The sequence below is a fragment of the Streptomyces sp. SID5643 genome (assembly GCF_009872555.1).
Classification (GTDB): Bacteria; Actinomycetota; Actinomycetes; order Streptomycetales; family Streptomycetaceae; genus Streptomyces; species Streptomyces iakyrus.
Map to the genome: position 1 here is coordinate 13,723 of NZ_WWIC01000260.1, position 16,991 is coordinate 30,713.

Annotated in this window: 12 protein-coding genes; 2 read left to right on the forward strand and 10 right to left on the reverse strand. The window is 72.6% G+C overall.

Annotated elements, in window-relative coordinates; translation table 11 throughout:
* Window positions 1-90: 90 nt before the first annotated feature.
* From GTY56_RS28785 to GTY56_RS28810, 6 genes are all read right to left on the reverse strand, one after another.
* Entirely contained in the window at window positions 91-1,254 is a 1,164-nt protein-coding gene (locus tag GTY56_RS28785) for a substrate-binding domain-containing protein (RefSeq protein ID WP_161368233.1), read from the reverse strand.
* A 47-nt stretch (window positions 1,255-1,301) separates the two neighbouring features.
* Window positions 1,302-2,357 carry an ABC transporter permease subunit gene (locus tag GTY56_RS28790; protein ID WP_161368234.1) on the reverse strand — a complete coding sequence of 352 codons (1,056 nt, stop codon included), beginning with the start codon at window positions 2,355-2,357 and terminating at the stop codon, window positions 1,302-1,304.
* A complete protein-coding gene (locus GTY56_RS28795; RefSeq protein WP_161368235.1) occupies window positions 2,354-3,904 on the reverse strand; it encodes an ATP-binding cassette domain-containing protein in 1,551 nt (516 codons plus the stop codon). Before GTY56_RS28795 ends, GTY56_RS28790 begins: the two co-directional genes overlap by 4 nt.
* Window positions 3,905-4,058: 154 nt before the next feature.
* Window positions 4,059-7,100, reverse strand: a complete 3,042-nt coding sequence (locus GTY56_RS28800; protein ID WP_161368236.1) for a SpoIIE family protein phosphatase — start codon at window positions 7,098-7,100, stop codon at window positions 4,059-4,061.
* 145 nt (window positions 7,101-7,245) lie between these two features.
* Window positions 7,246-7,668 carry a YjbQ family protein gene (locus GTY56_RS28805; RefSeq protein ID WP_062925484.1) on the reverse strand — a complete coding sequence of 141 codons (423 nt, stop codon included), beginning with the start codon at window positions 7,666-7,668 and terminating at the stop codon, window positions 7,246-7,248.
* A gap of 134 nt (window positions 7,669-7,802) precedes the next feature.
* Entirely contained in the window at window positions 7,803-9,005 is a 1,203-nt protein-coding gene (locus GTY56_RS28810; protein ID WP_161368237.1) for a serine hydrolase domain-containing protein, read from the reverse strand.
* A gap of 159 nt (window positions 9,006-9,164) precedes the next feature.
* Here GTY56_RS28810 and GTY56_RS28815 point away from each other — a divergent pair, with 159 nt between their 5' ends.
* The gene (locus tag GTY56_RS28815; RefSeq protein WP_161368238.1) at window positions 9,165-10,241 is read left to right on the forward strand and encodes an NAD(P)-binding domain-containing protein; all 1,077 of its coding nucleotides are present in this window, start codon (window positions 9,165-9,167) and stop codon (window positions 10,239-10,241) included.
* A gap of 71 nt (window positions 10,242-10,312) precedes the next feature.
* On the opposite strand, the gene mltG is transcribed toward GTY56_RS28815, so the two are convergent.
* Together mltG and GTY56_RS28825 are read right to left on the reverse strand one after the other, a co-directional pair.
* Window positions 10,313-11,158, reverse strand: coding sequence for an endolytic transglycosylase MltG (gene mltG / locus GTY56_RS28820; RefSeq protein WP_161368239.1), 846 nt, complete (start codon window positions 11,156-11,158; stop codon window positions 10,313-10,315).
* 43 nt (window positions 11,159-11,201) lie between these two features.
* Window positions 11,202-13,004 carry an ABC transporter ATP-binding protein gene (locus GTY56_RS28825; RefSeq protein ID WP_161368240.1) on the reverse strand — a complete coding sequence of 601 codons (1,803 nt, stop codon included), beginning with the start codon at window positions 13,002-13,004 and terminating at the stop codon, window positions 11,202-11,204.
* Window positions 13,005-13,090: 86 nt separating this feature from the next.
* Here GTY56_RS28825 and GTY56_RS28830 point away from each other — a divergent pair, with 86 nt between their 5' ends.
* Complete coding sequence (locus GTY56_RS28830; protein ID WP_161368241.1) at window positions 13,091-13,540, forward strand: MarR family winged helix-turn-helix transcriptional regulator; 450 nt, start codon at window positions 13,091-13,093, stop codon at window positions 13,538-13,540.
* Window positions 13,541-13,646: 106 nt separating this feature from the next.
* Here the strand turns inward: GTY56_RS28830 and GTY56_RS28835 are convergent, their stop codons facing one another.
* Window positions 13,647-15,068: a cation:dicarboxylate symporter family transporter gene (locus GTY56_RS28835; protein WP_161368242.1), complete on the reverse strand. Its 1,422-nt coding sequence runs from the start codon at window positions 15,066-15,068 to the stop codon at window positions 13,647-13,649.
* 186 nt (window positions 15,069-15,254) lie between these two features.
* A complete protein-coding gene (locus GTY56_RS28840; RefSeq protein ID WP_161368243.1) occupies window positions 15,255-16,859 on the reverse strand; it encodes a peptide-N4-asparagine amidase in 1,605 nt (534 codons plus the stop codon).
* Window positions 16,860-16,991 lie beyond the last annotated feature (132 nt).

Sequence of the window (16,991 nt, forward strand, 5' to 3'; positions counted from 1 at the left end):
CTCGACTGACGCGACAGTAGCCCTTGAAAGTTAAAGAGATCCCCGGGGTTCCGTGCATGTTCCGTGAAGGGATCCGCACCTGACCGGCCGTCACCTCCCCCAGATCTCCCGGTAGGCCTGGCGGTAGCCCGACGGGTCCCAGCTGGTGGCGCCCTCGCTGTTGCCGGCCGTGGCGATGTGCACGGGGGCCACGTATCCGCTGTCGGGACGGCCGGCGAAGGCGCGGTTGAACTCGTCGACGATCTGCCAGCCCTGCAGGGACAGTGGTTCGGGCACGGTGGCGGCCTGGTACTGCCTGCTGTTGACGCGCTGGAAGGCGGACGGGTCGCCGTCACCGGCCCCGATGTTGAACGGCGGCCCGGAACCCTTCTCACCGGCGGCGCGGAAGGCGGGGGCGGCGTCGGCGAAGTACAGGTCGTTGATGGCCACGGAGTGGGTCCAGCGGTCCTGGAAGCGGGAGAGCAGGGAGGAGATCTCCCGCGGGGTGCGGGTGCTGGCGTCGGGGATCGGGATGTTCTCCACCGAGAGCAGCCGCACCCCCTGGCAGCTCGTCAGCTCCTTGCGGATCAGGTCGGACTTGTTGCGCGCGAAGGGGATCGACGCGTCGGTGATGAGCACGACCCCGGCGCGCCCGTCGGAGTCGGAGATGATCCACTGCGCGCTGATGCGGGCCACGTCCTCCACGCGGGTGGTGACGTTGGTGAAGAGGTCGGGCTGCCGGCTGGGGCCGGGGTCGGGGACGGCGTGCCAGCCGATGAGCGGGATGCCCTGCTCGTTGGCCCGGGCGGCCTGCTGGGACGTCGAGTCGGGGTCGAACCCGCCGATGACGATGCCCGAGGGCCGCAGGGCGACCGCTTCGCTCATGGCGGCCTGGATGCCGGCCGGGGTACCGCCGCCGTCGATCACCCGGACGTTCCAGCCGATGGCCCGCGCGGCCTCCCGCACTCCGTTCGCGGCGCCGGCGACGCCGGGATTGGTCATGGTCTGGGCGACGTAGACGATGTTCTTGCCCGACACCGCCTCGGGGCCGCTGGTGGGCCCTCCCCAGGGGATGTCGGCCCGCTCGGCCCGGGTGACGGCTTCCCGGGCCCGGGCCTGGACCGTCGGACAGCCGCTCGGGCCCGTCGCGGTCTCGTCCGCGCCGTCGGAGGAACCGCGCTCGCAGCCGGTGAGGGCGGCGGCCGTGGCCAGCAGGGCACAGGAGGCGAGCCGCGCGGTGCGGACTGCGGGGGTGGCCTTGCGGGTGCGGTGCACGGGGACTCCAGTGAGGGGATCGAGGCAGCGGGGGCGGGCCGAGAGGGTCAGGGAGGGGCCGTGCCGTCCGCCCCGGCCGGGGAGGACGGGGGCGGCGCGACGGGCGCGTCGCGGGCCGCGCCGCCGCGCAGCCGGCGGCGGGCGGCGTATCCGGCCAGGCCCACGGCGATGAGCAGGGTCCCGCCGTTGAACAGTGGGACCGTCCAGAACTCGGCGCCCAGCTGGGCGATGCCGGTGAGGCCCACGGCCAGGACGGCGACGGCGACGACCGTGCCGAGGGCGTTGGGCCGGCCGGGCTTGATCGCCGTGGAGCCGAGGAGGGCGCCGACGAAGGCGGGCAGCAGGTAGTCGAGGCCCACGCTCGGATTGCCGATCTGCTGCTGGGCGGCGAGCAGCACACCGGCGAACCCGACGATCAGGCCCGAGGCGGCGAACGCGTAGACGGTGTACCTGCGGGTCGGGATGCCCACGAGATCTGCGGCGCGCGGGTTCGACCCGACGACGTACAGGTACCGGCCCAGCGGCAGCCGCTCCAGCACCAGCCAGAGGACGGCCGCGAGGGCGAGCACGTAGAAGGCGGGGACCGGGAGGCCGAGGAACGAGGAGTCGTAGAGGTCGGTGAACGCGGGAGGCAGGCCCTGCGGGCCGGGGACGATCCGGCCGCCGTCGGTGATCCAGCCGGTCACGGCGTACATCATGCTGCCGGTGCCGAGCGTGGCGATGAAGGAGTCGATCCGGCCGAACTCGACGATGACGCCGTTGAGGACGCCCACCACCAGCCCACCGGCGAGCACGGCGAGGCAGGCGAGCGGCCAGGGCCACCCCGCGTTGACGACGAGCTGGAGCACCATCACATGGGCCAGGCCGAGGCCGTAGCCGATGGAGAGGTCGAACGCGCCGGTGACGACGGGCACCATGGCGGCGAGCGCGAGGACGGCCGGGATCGACTGGGTGGACAGGATCGAGTCGACGGTGTCCAGCGTCGGGAAGGTGTCCGGCAGGGCGAGGGCGAAGACCAGGCAGAGCAGGGCGGTGAGGGCGAGCAGGCCGTAGGCGCCGATGTGGTGGCCGCCGGGGCGGTGGCGCTGCCGCGGCGGCGTCACGGCTGACCGGCCGTGGACGGGGGCATGGCCGAGGCCGCCCGGGTCAGTCCGGCGACGGTGAGGGCGGGGCCGCTCAGCTCGGCCGTCACCGTTCCGCGCACGAGGACCAGCGTGCGCCGGCACACGCTCGCCACCTCCTCGAAGTCGGTGGACAGCAGCAGGACGGCGAGGCCCGCCTCCAGCGCCTCGTTCAGGAGGCGATGGATGGCGGCCTTGGCGCCGACGTCGACGCTCGCGGTCGGCTCCTCGAGGATCAGCAGCCGCAGGTCCGTCCGAAGCCAGCGGCCGAGCATGACCTTCTGCTGGTTCCCGCCGGACAGCGTGGCGATGGGGGTCTCGCTGTCGCGGGGTCGTACCGAGAAGCGGTCCATCAGGGCGGCGGCCCGGGCCCGTTCACCGCGGGGGCCGATCCAGCGCGCGGGCGGCGCCCCGCCCGCGCGGGGGTTCGCCAGGAGGTTCTCCCGTACGGTCAGCTCGGCGAGGCAGCCCTCCCGCAGCCGGTCGCCCGGCACCAGGCCGACCCCGAGGGCGACGGCCTCCGCGACCGTGCGGGGCCGGTACGGCCGCCCGTGCAGGAAGACCTGCCCGTCCAGGAGTGGCCGGGCGCCGGCGAGGGCGCGGCCGAGGTCCATGTGCCCGGCGTCGGAGAGACCGACCAGGCCGAGGATCTCCCCGGCCGCGAGCTCGAAACGGACGGGTCCGGCCCGGGCGGTGCGCACGCCGTCGAGGGCCAGGACGGGCGCCGCCCCGGCCGGGGCCCCGGCCGGGCGGTGGACGGCCGGTTCGTCCGTCTCGCCGACGATGTCGCGGACCAGCCGCGCCGGGCTGTGGCCGGCGAGCCGGCCGTGGCTGACGACCCGGCCGTCCCGCAGGACGGCGAAGAGGTCGGCGACCCGGTACACCTCGTCCAGGCGGTGGCTGACGTAGAGGACGGCGTGTCCGCGGTCGCGCAGGTCGTGCAGGACACGGAAGAGCCGGTCGCAGTCCGCGGCGGGCAGGCGGGCGGTCGGCTCGTCGAGGACGATGAGCCGCGCGCGGGCCGCGAGGGCCCGGGCGATGGCGACCAGCGAGCGGTCGGCCGGTGCGAGGCCGGAGACCGGCGTGTCCGGGTCGAGGTGGGCGGCGACGACCTCCAGGGCCTCGACACAGCGGGCCCGGGTGCGAGGCCAGGAGATCAGCCCGGCCCGGCGCCCGTACCCGGTGGTCAGGGCGATGTTCTCGGCGACCGTCATCCACTCCACGAGGCCGAGGTCCTGGTGGATGAACGACATGCTCCGGGTGGCGTGGGGGCTGCCGAGGGGTTCCCCGGCGACGGTGACCTGCCCCGCGTCGGCCTGATGGACTCCGGCGAGGATCTTGATGAGTGTGGACTTCCCGGCGCCGTTGGGCCCGAGCAGGGCGAGGACGCTGCCGGGGTGGACGTCGAGGTCGGCCCCGGCCAGCGCGACGGTGCCGCCGAACCGCTTGCCGAGTCCGCGGATCCGGACCAGGGGTTCGGGCCCGAAGGGTGAAGCCGCCTCCGGGGGCGTGTCGGGAGCGTCGCGCACCCGATCAAATTACATCATTTCGGTCATTTTTCGGTTCGCTGCGACGCCGACGGGGCGTGGACTCCGCGGCCGCCGACGCTGGACCGGCGGACGGCCGAACCGGACCGGCGGCCGACGCTGGACCGGCGGCCACGTCAGGCCGCAGCAGGCGGTGTCATGCCGCGTCCAGATCGCATTCGGCCCAGATGACCTTGCCCTCGGGCAGGTAGCGGGTGCCCCAGCTCTGCGAGAGCTGGGCGACGAGGAACAGACCGCGCCCGCCCTCGTCCGTGCTGGCCGCCCGCCGCAGGTGTGGTGCGGTGTTGCTGGCGTCGGAGACCTCGCAGATCAGCGTCCTGCCGTAGAGAAGCCGCACCCGGATCGGCGCGGCGCCGTGCCGGATGGCATTGGTGATCAGCTCACTGAGGATCAGCTCCGCGGCGAACCCGGTCTCGTCGAGTCCCCAGTCGGACAGCGCCCGCATGGCGGACGCCCGGACCTCGCCGACGCGGGCCGGGTCGGCGGACAGCTCCCAGGTGGCGATCCGGCCGGGGTCCATGGCGTGGACGCGGGCGACGAGCAGGGCGATGTCGTCGTGCGGGTGCGCGGGCGCCACGGTGTCCAGGACCGCCTGGCAGGTCTCCTCGGGGGCGCGCTCGGGATGGGCCAGGGCCTCGCGCAACTGCTCCAGGACCGCGTCGACGTCACGGTTGCGGTCCTCGATGAGCCCGTCGGTGTAGAGGACCAGCTGGCTGCCCTCGGGAAGGCCGACCTCCACGGCGTCGAAGGGCAGGCCGCCGAGGCCGAGCGGGGGTCCGGCGGGCAGGTCGGGGTAGGTCACGCTGCCGTCGGGGTGGACGACGGCGGGCGGCGGGTGACCGGCGCGGGCCATCAGGCACCGCTGCGCGGTCGGGTCGTAGACGGCGTAGAGGCAGGTCGCGCCGATGACTCCGGCGCCCTTGCCGTCGGGGTCCTCCCGGTCCAGGCGGCCCACCAGGTTGTCCAGGTGGGTGAGGACTTCGTCGGGCGGGAAGTCGAGCTCGGCGAAGCTGCGGGCGGCGGTGCGCAGCCGGCCCATGGTGGCCGCGGAGAGCATGCCGTGGCCGACGACGTCGCCGACGAGGAGGCCGACGCGGGCGCCTGACAGCGGGATGACGTCGTACCAGTCGCCGCCCACGTCGGACTCGGCGGGCAGGTAGCGATGGGCGACCTCGACGGCCTCCTGGTCGGGCAGACCGTGCGGGAGGAGCCGGCGCTGGAGGGCCAGGACCATGGTGCGCTCATGGGTGTAGCGCCGGGCGTTGTCGATGGACAGGGCAGCGCGGGAGGCGAGTTCCTGGGCCAGGGAGCGGTCGTCGTCCCCGAAGGGGCCGCCCGCGCGGTAGAAGGAGGCGACACCCAGGACGACACCGCGGGCGAGCAGCGGTACCGCGATGAGGGACTGGACGTGGGCCAGGAGGCGCGCGGTGTGCTCGGGGTCCTGGGCGAGCCAGCCGGCGGCGGCCTTCAGGTCGGGTTCCAGCACGGCCTCACCACTGCCGAGGCAGCGCAGCTGGGGCGTCGTCGGGCCGAAGTCGACGCGCTTGCCGGGGGGTGTGAAGGGCAGGCCTTCGTGGATGCCGTGGACGATCGTGCGGCGCAGGTCGGCGATGGGGTCGGCGGATTCCTCGCCGCGCAGCACGGCGTCGGGCAGGTCGATGGTGACGAAGTCGGCCAGTCCGGGGGCCGCGGTCTCGGCCAGCTCCTGGGCCGTGCGGCGCACGTCCAGTGTGGTGCCGATGCGGGTGCTGGCCTCGGACAGCAGCTCCAGACGGCGGCGCGCGGCCAGGGCGTAGGCCCCGACCTGGGGCTCCCCCAGCATCACCAGCCCCCGGGCCGGGAACGCCGCCTCGGAGTGCTCCCCGGCGGGACCCCGCCCGTCCCCGTCGGCCGTGGTGGGCTCGGAGGGGCTCCGGCCGCTCGCGGCCGGGGCGGGCTCGGAGAGGCTCCGATCGCTGTCCGTCGCCGGCTGCCCGGTGGTCCGGTCACCGTCCGCCACGACGGGGCCGGCAGGGGTGCGCACCCGGCCGGGCTCGGCGGGTGTGGGGGGCTCGGCGGGCGTGACCGGTCCGGCCGTCCCGCCGGACCCCGGGGTGCCGCCGTCTCCGTTGGTCGTGGCGAGCGGGCCGGAGGGCGCCGCGAGGTGACCGGACGGCAGGGTGATCGCCGGGCGGGCCGCGGAGAGCGGGACGGCGGGGGCGGTGAGGGCGGACAGCTCCTCCGTCTGGTGCGGTATGACGAACGGCTCGCCCGCCGCGGGGCCCGGCAGCACGGCCTCGATGGCGATGCCGTGCACACCGGAGCCGCTGGCCACCGGACGGCTCACGAGCGTCACGCGCCGCCCGCCGGGCAGGGTCACCTCGACGGCTCCCCGCTGCGCGCCGGAGATCAGCTCGGCCGCCCTCTCCCGCAAGATCGCCTGGTCGCGGGGAGGGAACTCGTTCGCCAGCGCGTCCAGAGCCACACCGCGGTGGAGACCGGCGGTGCCGGCCCCGGCGGCCAGGTACGTCCGCAGCAGGGCGCGCTCACGTGCGGAGCTCTGCCCGAGCAGCCGCCGCTCGATGCCCTCGGCCGCCCTGCGGATCGCGACGCCCAGCGCGGGCCTTTCGAAGCCGCGTGGATAGCCGAGGCACAGGACACCCTCGATGCGCCCGCTGAGCGGGTCACGGACGGGCAGCGCGACGCAGGCGCTCTGCTGGGAGCGCTCCGCGAAGTGCTCGGCACCGTAGACGCGGATGAGCTGCCGCTCCGCCAGGGCCAGCCCGATGCCGTTGGTGCCGGCGACCTGCTCGGCGAACACGAACCCCGGCACGACCTGGATGTCGGGGAGGTTCCTGGGCATCGACGGATCCCCGAAGCGGCGCAGCAGCACCGTCCCGTTCGGGTCGGCGACCGAGATGTTGACGAGGCTGCCGGCGAACGTGGCCTGAAGCCGGTCGAGGACGGGCACGGCCGCCCGGACGATACGGCCGCCCGGGTCGAAGTCCTCCCGGTAGGGCAGGTCGATCGCGTCCGGCGACAGGCCCAGGGACCGGCAGCGCTGCCACGAGTCCAGGATGGACGTCCGCACGCCCGTTTCCACCGGCTCGCCCTGGAGGAACAGCTCGCGGAGGCTGGCGGGTCCCGTGCCGTCCGTCGCACGCCCCGCCGGCCTGGGTTCCTCGCCGGACCGAACCACGCTTCGCCTCACTTGCGCCCGCGACAATCCGCTGCTCGGAAGAGAATCTGGCATTGATGAGGATACGGGCATTACGGGCGGCCGTCACGGCACGCCAGGGCCATGCGGGGCGCACGACCGCCCGGCGGGAGCCGTGGGACCGCGCTCACCCCAGGAAACTCAGGCGCACCTTCCGTTCCGGGTTGTCCTTGTTGGTGTCCACCAGGCACACCGACTGCCAGGTGCCGAGTTCCAGCCGGCCGCCCAGCACCGGCAGGGTCGCGTGCGGCGGGACCAGGGCGGGCAGGACGTGGTCGCGGCCGTGGCCGGGACTGCCGTGCCGGTGCTGCCAGCGGTCGTCGGCGGGCAGCAGGGTGTGGAGTGCCGCAAGGAGGTCGTCGTCGCTGCCGGCGCCTGTCTCCAGGACGGCGATGCCGGCCGTCGCGTGCGGGACGAAGACGTTGAGGAGGCCGTCGCGGCCGGCCGCCGCCTCGCGCAGGAAGGACTCGCAGTCGCCGGTGATGTCGAGGACCCGCTCCGCGGCGCCGGTGCTGAGGTTCAGAACTCGGGTGGTGAAGACGTCTGACATGCCTCCATCCTGACGCACGGCCGGGACTCCCCGGGCCGGCGGTCGGGCGACATGGAGGTCCGATCGCCCCGGACTCCGTCGACCGTGGGGATGCCGCGGCCGCGGGGTCCCCCGCCGGGGCGGGGACCTTCGCGTCACGGCCTGGTGACCACCGAGCCGTCGTAGACGTTGCCGGGGGTCACGACCGCGGTGATCGCCCGGGCGAGCAGCGTCGACGGCTCCTGGCCCTCGGCCACGACATCCGTGTTGATCATGATGACCAGGGTGGCCTTCTGGGAGGGCAGGTAGACGGTCACGGTCTCGTAGCCCGGGATCGAGCCGTTGTGCCCGATCCAGCCGTTGGTCTCGAAGATGCCGAGGCCGTAGTCGGTGCCGGGGTAGCCGGTGGGCAGCGTCCGCAGTCGCTGCGCCTGGGTGCCGGGGCTGAGCAGTTCGCCCGTGGCGACGACCTTCGCCCAGCGGCGCAGGTCGTGCAGGTCGGAGATCATCGCCCCGGCCGCCCAGGCCCAGCTGGGGTTCCAGTCGGTGACGTCCTCGACCTCGCCGCTGAGCGTCTGGTCGGTGTAGCCGCGCGGGTGCGGCTCGGGGAACTCGTCGTCCTGCGGGAACAGGGTGTGGCGCAGGCCGGCCGGGCGGAGCACCCGCTCGTGGATGACGTCGGCGAGCTTGCGGCCGGTGACCTTTTCGATCACCAGACCGAGCAGGACGAGGTTGGAGTTGGAGTACTGGAAGTCCTCGCCCGGTCCGAAGGTGTTCGCGTGCCGGAAGCCGTAGGCGAGCACCTCGCGGGGGTTGAAGTAGCGCTCCGGGTCGCTCAGGAGGTCGTGGATGAACTCGGGGTCGGCGGTGTACGGGAACAGGCCGCTGCGCATCCCGGCGAGCTGACGCAGCGTGATCCGGTGACCGCCCGGAACGCCCCTGACGTACTTCGCGATCGGGTCGTCCAGCCCGATCCGGCCGTCGTCGACGAGCTGGAGCAGCGCGGTGACCGTGAAGGTCTTGGTCTCGCTGCCGATCCGGACGGAGGAGTCGGCGGTCATCGGCATACGGGTGACGGTGTCGGCCACGCCGGTGGCGCGGACGTAGCTGCCCCTGCCGGGCATCCACAGCCCGACGACGACGCCGGGGATGCCGGCCTGCTCGCGGACCTCCGCGACGGCCCGGTCAAGCCGTTCGGTGAGCTCGGGTCCGAGACCGTGCCGCGGGAGGTCGTCGTGGTCGTGCCGGGCGGTGGCGGGGGACGGGGCGGCGGTGGCGGGCATCGTCGCCACCGGGGCCAGCACGGTCGCCACGAGCAGCGCCGCGGCGAGCAGACGGCGGGAGGGAGTACGTCTCATGGGGGGCGCCTCTTCCGGAGGGGGCAGGACGCAAGGAACATCACCATCAGCGTCCGTGGCGGAGACCGCCCTGCGGCCCGCGAGGGGAGGAGTCCACTCGTTCGGAGCCGCGCGCCACGCCCCGGGAAGATCCACGACCCCGTCCCGGTTAGTAGAAGCGTGAACAACACACGCGAGGTCGAGGTGGTCGTCATCGGCGCGGGGCAGGCCGGGCTGGCCGGCGCCTATCACCTGCGGCGGTCCGGCTTCGAGCCGGACCGCGACTTCGTCGTGCTGGACCACTCCCCCGCCCCCGGCGGTGCCTGGCAGTTCCGGTGGCCGTCACTGACGTACGGCAAGGTGCACGGGATGCACGCCCTGCCGGGCATGGAGCTCACGGACGCGGACCCTGCGCGGCCGTCCGCCGAGGTGATCGGCGCGTACTTCGACCGCTACGAGCGGACCTTCGACCTGCGGGTCAGGCGCCCGGTGGACGTACGGGCCGTGCGCGAGGGGCCCGGCGGGCGGTTGCTCGTGGAGACCTCGGACGGGGTCTGGTCGACGCGGGCACTGATCAACGCGACCGGCACCTGGGACCGGCCGTTCTGGCCCCGCTATCCGGGCCAGGAGACCTTCCGGGGGCGGCAGTTGCACACCGCGCAGTACCCCGGGCCCGAGGAGTTCGCCGGGCAGCGGGTCGTGGTGGTGGGCGGCGGCGCCTCGGGCACCCAGCACCTGCTGGAGATCGCCTCGCACGCGGCGGCCACCACGTGGGTGACGCGGCGCCCGCCCGTCTTCCGCGAGGGTCCCTTCGACGAGGAGGCGGGCCGAGCCGCGGTCGCGCTCGTCGAGGAACGGGTCCGGCAGGGGCTGCCGCCCCGCAGTGTCGTGTCGGTCACCGGCCTTCCGCTGAACGACGCGATCCGGCAGGGCATCGAGGACGGAGTGCTCGACCGGCAGCCGATGTTCGACCGCATCTCGCCGACCGGCGTGGACTGGGCGGACGGCCGCCATGTCGACGCCGACGTCATCGTCTGGGCCACCGGCTTCCGCGCCGCCATCGACCATCTCGCCCCGCTCCGGCTGCGCTCCCCCGGCGGCGGCATCCGCATGGAGGGCACGCGCGCGGCCGCGGACCCGCGCGTCCATCTCGTCGGCTACGGCCCGTCGGCCAGCACGATCGGAGCCAACCGGGCCGGCCGCGCGGCCGTGCGGGACATCAGGCGGCTGCTGGAGCGGGAGCCTGCGGCGGCGTGACCGGCGGCGGGGGCCTACCGGGTCCCCGCCCGGACGTGACGTGAGACGGGGCGGTGTCCGCCAAACCGCCCTCATCCGGCCGCCTGAGCCCCGCTCTTCCTCCGCTGCGCGTTGAACTCCGCGACGTTGCGCTGGTGTTCCCGGTAGTCCGCCGTGAAGCGGGTGTCGCCCCGGCGGACCGTGACGAAGTACAGCCAGTTACCGGGGGTCGGGTTGATGGCCGCGCGCATCGCCTCTTCGCCGGGGTTGGCGATGGGCGTGGGCGGCAGGCCCATGCGCTGGTACGAGTTGTAGGGGCTGTCGATCCGGGTGTCGGCCTCCGTCGTACGGAGGGTGGAGCGGTTCAGGGCGTAGTTGATGGTGGAGTCCATCTGAAGTGGCATGCCGCGTTCGAGGCGGTTGAAGATGACGCGGGCCACCTTGCCCATGTCGGCCCTGGTCGCCGCCTCCGCCTGGACGATGCTCGCGATGGTGACGGCCTGGTACACGTTCATGGCGTTGCGCTGTGCCCCGGCGGCGATGGGGGCGCCGTTGAACCTGTCGTTGGCGGTGTCGACCATCAGCGCGAGGAGCCGGTCCGGCGTGGTCTTCTCCTGGAGCGGATAGGTGGCCGGGAAGAGGTAGCCCTCCGGGTTGCCCTCGGCGTCGTTCGGCAGTTTCAGCGCCGCCTTGTCCAGGGACTTCCTGGTGCTGCCCGCGGGCAGGGCGAGGGCCTTGTCGACGGCCGCGTAGACCTGGCTCGCGCGCCAGCCCTCGGGGACGGCCAGGGTCGTGGGCCGGCTCTCCTCCTCGGTCCCCAGGGTCAGCAGCGGCACCGCCACGGCGGTACCGACCACGACGGCTCCGGTCGCGACGAGGGCGATACGGCCCCGGCGCGTCAGTCGGATCGTGCTCCGTGGCGGAGTGTTCTTCTGCATGCGGGCACGGTAACCCGCATATCGTCATAAACCCGGCATATTTTCATCTTGTCGGTTCCAGTTGGGCGTCCCGGCGTACGAGTGCCGCGTAGCGCCCGCCCTCCTCCAGAAGCTCCTCGTGCGTACCGCGTTCGACCGCGCGGCCCGCGTCGAGGACCACGATCTGGTCGGCGCCGCGCACGGTGGACAGCCGGTGGGCGATGGTGAGGGTGGTGCGGTTCACCGAGAGGGCGTCGATGGCGTCCTGGACGGCGGCTTCGGTCCGGGTGTCCAACGCGCTGGTGGCCTCGTCGAGGATGAGGACCGGCGGGTCGCGCAGGATGGTGCGGGCGATGGCCAGACGCTGCTTCTCGCCGCCGGAGAAGCGGTGGCCGCGCTCGCCGACGACGGTGTCGTAACCGTCGGGCAGGGCGGCGATGTGGTCGTGGATCTGCGCCGCCTCGGCCGCTGTGCGGAGTTCCTCGTCGGTGGCGTCGGGCTTGGCGAAGCGCAGGTTGTCGGCGACCGAGGCGTGGAAGAGGTACGTCTCCTGCGAGACGACGCCGACCGCGCGGGCCAGGGTGTCGAAGTCGAGGTCGCGGACGTCGACCCCGTCGAGGGTGACGCGGCCGCCGGTGACGTCGTAGAGACGCGGCACCAGGTAGCCCAGAGTGGACTTGCCGGCGCCGGTGGGGCCGACGATCGCGAGGCTGCCGCCGGCCGGGACGGTCAGGTCGATGCCGTCGAGGACCGGGCCGTCCTTGCCGTCGTAGCCGAAGGAGACGTCGTCGAAGCGGATTTCGCCCTTGATCCGGTCGAGGCGGACCGGGTCGGGGCGCTCGGTGATGTCGACCGGCAGGTCGAGGTACTCGAAGATGCGCTGGAAGAGGGCGAGCGAGCTCTGGATCTGCACACCGGTCGACAGCAGGCTCACGGCCGGGCGGAACAGGCCCTGCTGGAGTGAGACGAAGGCGACGATCGTGCCGATGGAGACCTCGGGGCCGCCGAGCTGGAGGGCCATGCCGGCGGTCCAGTAGATGACGGCGGGCAGGGCGGCCATGACGATCGTGATGACGGCCATGCGCCAGCGCCCGGCCATGTTCGACCGGACCTCCAGGTCGACGAGTTGCTCGGACTCCTCGGAGAAGGACTTGGTCAGCGAATCGGAGCGGCCCATCGTGCGGCCGAGCAGAATGCCGCTGACGGAGAGCGACTCGGTGACCGTGGCGGCCATGGCGGCCATCTGCTTCTGGCGCTGGGTGGTGATCTTCCGGCGTTCGTTGCCGACGCGGCGGCTGATCCACACGAACACCGGCAGCAACAGCAGGGAGACGACCGTCAGGCGCCAGTCGAGCGCCAGCATCGCGACGACCGTGGCGACCACGCTGGTGACGTTGGAGACCAGGGAGGTCGCGGTGGAGGTGACGGTGGCCTGCATGCCGCCGATGTCGTTGGCGATGCGGGACTGCACCTCGCCCGTGCGCGTGCGCGTGAAGAAGGCGAGGGACATGCGCTGGAGCCGGCCGTAGACGGCGGTGCGCAGGTCGTGCATGACGCGCTGGCCGACCGTCGTGGAGATCAGGGTCTGGAGGACTCCGAAGACGCTGGTGAGGACCGCGCTGAGGATCATGCCGAGGGCGAGCAGGCTGAGCAGGCCCGTGCGCCCCTGGGGGATCGCGACGTCGAGGATCTCCTTCAGCAGGAAGGGCGTGGCGACCGAGACCAGTGACGCGGCGGCGACCAGCAGCCCGACGATCGCGAGACGGCCCCGGTAGGGGCGGAAGAGGCCGAGGATGCGGCGGACCTGCCGGGGCTGCTCCTTGGCGTCGGCCGGCGGGGTCCAGGGGGCTTCACGATCGGGATGCATGGGCTCCTACGAGGGATGCGACGGATCGGATCACAGTTCATTGTTACCTATACTCACAATGAACTGCATCCTGATATTGTTCCCGCATGACCACGCCCGACCCCGACGGCCTTCTCGCCGAGCAGCTGCTGCGGCTCACCCGCCGGGTGCACCGCATCCAGAAGCGCCATCTGGAGCAGCGCGAGCTGGGCATCACACCCGCCCAGTCCCGGCTGCTGCGCACGCTGGCGCACTGGGGATCGCCGCCGCGCATGGCCGACCTCGCCGAGCGCCTGGAGGTGGTGCCGCGCGCCGTGACGACGCTGGTCGACGCCCTGGAGGCGGGCGGCAAGGTGCGCCGGGTCCCGGACCCGGCGAACCGGCGGGTGATCCGCATCGAGCTCACGGACGACGGCCGGGGCGCGTTGCGCGAGCTGCGGGCGGCGCGCAGGTCGGCCGCGGAGGAGATCCTCGCACCGCTGACGGGGGATCAGCGGGAGGCGCTCGGCGGGTTGCTGGACACACTGATCGACGGGACGCCGGCGGGGGCGTGCTGAGGGAACGAGACGCCGGCGGGGCCCCGCCGAGGATTGGCACGCGACAGCGGGCCGCGGCCTCCGCTCGTCCTGGAGCGAGGCCGCGGCCCACATGGTTCGGTTCCGGTCAACCGGCTTCGGGAGCGGGCTCCTTGAGCTCCTGGGGCTCCTTGTGCTTCTGGGCCGGGATGCCCGGGGCCGGCGCGACGGCACCGATCCCGCCGTCGGCGTCCTTGCCGCCGTCGTCCGGCTCGGAGGTGTCCTCCCCGTCCAGCACCCTCTTCGCCCGGGCGGTGTCCAGGGCCCCCTCCCAGCGGGACACCGCGAAGACGGCGACGCAGTTGCCGAGCAGGTTGGTGACGACGCGCATCGAGTCCATGATGCGGTCCACGCCCAGCAGCAGCGCGACGGCCCCGGCGGGGATCGCGCCCAGGGAGGAGGCGGTCGCGGACAGGGCGAGGAACGCCGAACCGGGGATGCCCGCCATGCCCTTGCTGGTCAGCATCAGCACCAGGACGACGGTGACCTGCTGGCCGAGGCTCAGGTCCACACCCACGGCCTGGGCGATGAACAGGGTGCCGATGGACAGGTAGAGCGAGGCGCCGTCGAGGTTGAAGGAGTAGCCGGTGGGGAGCACCAGCCCCACGGCGTCGTCGCGCGCACCGGCCCGGCGCAGCTTCTGCATCACCCGCGGCATGACCGACTCGGTGGACGCGGTACCGAGCGCGAGCAGCATCTCCTCGCGGATGTAGCGCAGGAACTTCCACAGGCTGAGCCCGGTCACGGCCTTCAGGGCGACGGCCAGCAGCGCGATGAACAGCGCCGCCGCCAGGTAACAGAGCACGATGAGCTTGGCGTACGTCCGCATCACGCCCAGGCCGTAGTTGCCGACCAGGTGGGCCATCGCGCCGAACACCGCGATCGGGGCCAGCCGCATGATGAAGCCGACGACCGCGAAGATGATCTCCTGGGCCTGCTCGATCGCGGGCAGGACCTTCGGCACCTTGGTGTGCCCGAGGTGCAGCAGGGCGGCGCCCACCAGGCAGGCCAGGATGAGGACTTGGAGGAGCTCGTTCTCGGCGAAGGCACCGGCGAAACTCTGCGGCAGCGCGTTGAGGACGAACTCGGTCGTCGTGGGCAGGTGGCCCCCGCCCGTCGTCTCCTGCACCGCCGCGGCGTCGAGCGAGGAGGGGTCGACGTTCATACCCCTGCCCGGACCGACGACATTGGCGGCGACGAGACCGATGACCAGGGCGGCCGTCGAGGCGATCTCGAACCAGACAAGGGCCTTGACCCCGATCCGGCCGAACGCCTTCAGGTCACCGGCCTTGGCGATGCCGACGACGACCACGCAGAACACCAGGGGTGAGATCACGGTCTTGATGAGCCGGGTGAAACCGTCGCCGAGCGGTTGGAGAGCCGTGGCCGTGTCCGGCCACAGCTTTCCGACGACGATTCCAAGGACGAGGGCGCAGGTAACCTGCGCGAAAAGCGAGGTACGTAGCGTGCGTGCGACGCGTCGCGGGAGGGACGGTACGGACGGGGGCACGAAGCCTCCTCAGGGGACGGGACACACAGAAGCCGGAGGGGACTTCTGCGATGCGGAAGGCATCTTCCGTTTCCCAACACTCTGGAGGTCGTCTTGATCGCGCACAAGACCGCAACGTTTCAGCCAAGTAAAAGCGTCATAAGTGATGTACGTCACAGGCGCCTCTGACGCTCACCTCAGCACCGGTCAGCACCGGTTGCGGTCCTCCGTGAGCACCCCCTGCACGGCGGTCAGCGTCCGGTCGTGGCAACCGTGTGAGCCGTGGAGCCGGTAGCGCTCGCTCGTGGTGCCGACCGCGTGACGCTGGTCGCGCGGCACGTTCGCCGTGTAGGTCGCATCGCCCGTGTAGGAGTTGTCGAGGCGCGACCACGCGGTGCGCCGTCCGCCGTGCGTGCCCACGACTGTGGCGCGGTCGCCGAGGGTCAGGACGGTGCGCAGGCGGTCGCCCGCACCGAGGGTGGTCGTGCCGTCCATCGTGTAGACGCGGTGGGTCCGCGTGGTACGCCCGCCGGCGGTCACCGACTCGTCGTCCGTCCAGGCGGCTTCGAGCGCGTCACGCGTCTCGCCGTCGGTCCAGCGGTGCGTGGACGTGTTGGCGAGCGAGCGGCTGACGGTGGTCGTGACGCGGCCGTGCGAGGTGTCGACGTAGCCGCCGACGGTCAGCCGGTGGGCGCCCTCGGTGGACACGACGTGCTCCGAACCGGGCGTGTACACCGATGAGTTCACCAGGTCGCCCGCCCGGTGCACGGTGAGCTTCCCGGTGACCCGTGCGCGCTGCTCGTCCTGCCAGACCAGGACGTTGACGGGCGTGCTCCAGCCCGTCTGCCCCTCGGGCACGCCGACGACCGAGACCTCGACGCGGTGCGGGCGGCCGTCGTTGAGGATTCCGGCGAAGGGGGTGAGGTCGTAGGTGATCGGCTTGATGTCGAAGGCGCGCGGACCCGGGATCACGTACCAGAGGAACGGGTTGGACCAGCCTCCGGTCCACACGGTCGGGAACGGTGCGGCGATGCCGGCGAGCCGCCCGTCCACGCTGATCTGCACCTCCCGGTAAGGACCTTGACCGGCCTTGCAGGAGTACGGAGCCGGCTCGGGCACGGTCAGGTACCAGTACTCCTCGCAGCCGCCGCCGGAGCCGGTTGCGTACACCTCGGCGACGATCCGCTCGCTGTTGCGCGGGGTGGTGAGGGCCGAGTCGCGGTCGAGCGTGAGGACCCGGTCGGGGCTCTTGCCGTCGGGGCGGCCCTGGTGGAACGTCAGCGTGACCCGGACGTCGAGGACGCCCGTGTACGTGTCGTCGACGACGTTCCCGATGAGCATCTCGACGTCCCGGCCCGTGCGGAAGGTGTCGCTGTAGGCCGTGACGTCCTTCTCCACGGACCACTCGATGCCGTCCGGTGAGGGCTGCGGCGTCGACGTGCGGAAGATCTCGACCCCGCCGACGTGCACGTAGCCGAGCCGGTCGTACTGGCGGCCCTTGACCTTGCCGTCGAGCCGGAGCACCACCTTGCTCCAGCGGTCGCCGCAGCCGTCGGGCGGGGTGTAGGTGCCGCGGTACGGGGTGAAGTCACGGAACTGCGCGCGGGCGAGGGTGACTTCGCAGGACTTTCCGGAGGGCCTTTCCACCGGCGGGGCGGCCGTGACCGGGTCGTGCCAGTCGGTGCCGAACTCGGCGGGGACGCCGGCCGCCGGGGCCGGGAGGTCCGCCGCTCCCGCGGGTCGGGTGCCGAGGAGGGTGCCCGCCAGGAGGGTCGCTCCGGCAAGCATGGACATGACGATCCGTCTCTTCATGGGCGGTGTTCTACGGCGTCCCGGACGCCTCCGCAATGCGCACCGGCCCGCCGGGACAGCCCCGTTCGCACCTCCGTCGGCCGGTTCCGTTCGGTGGACGGAAAACCTGTTGCCCGCGACCACGCGGCAAGG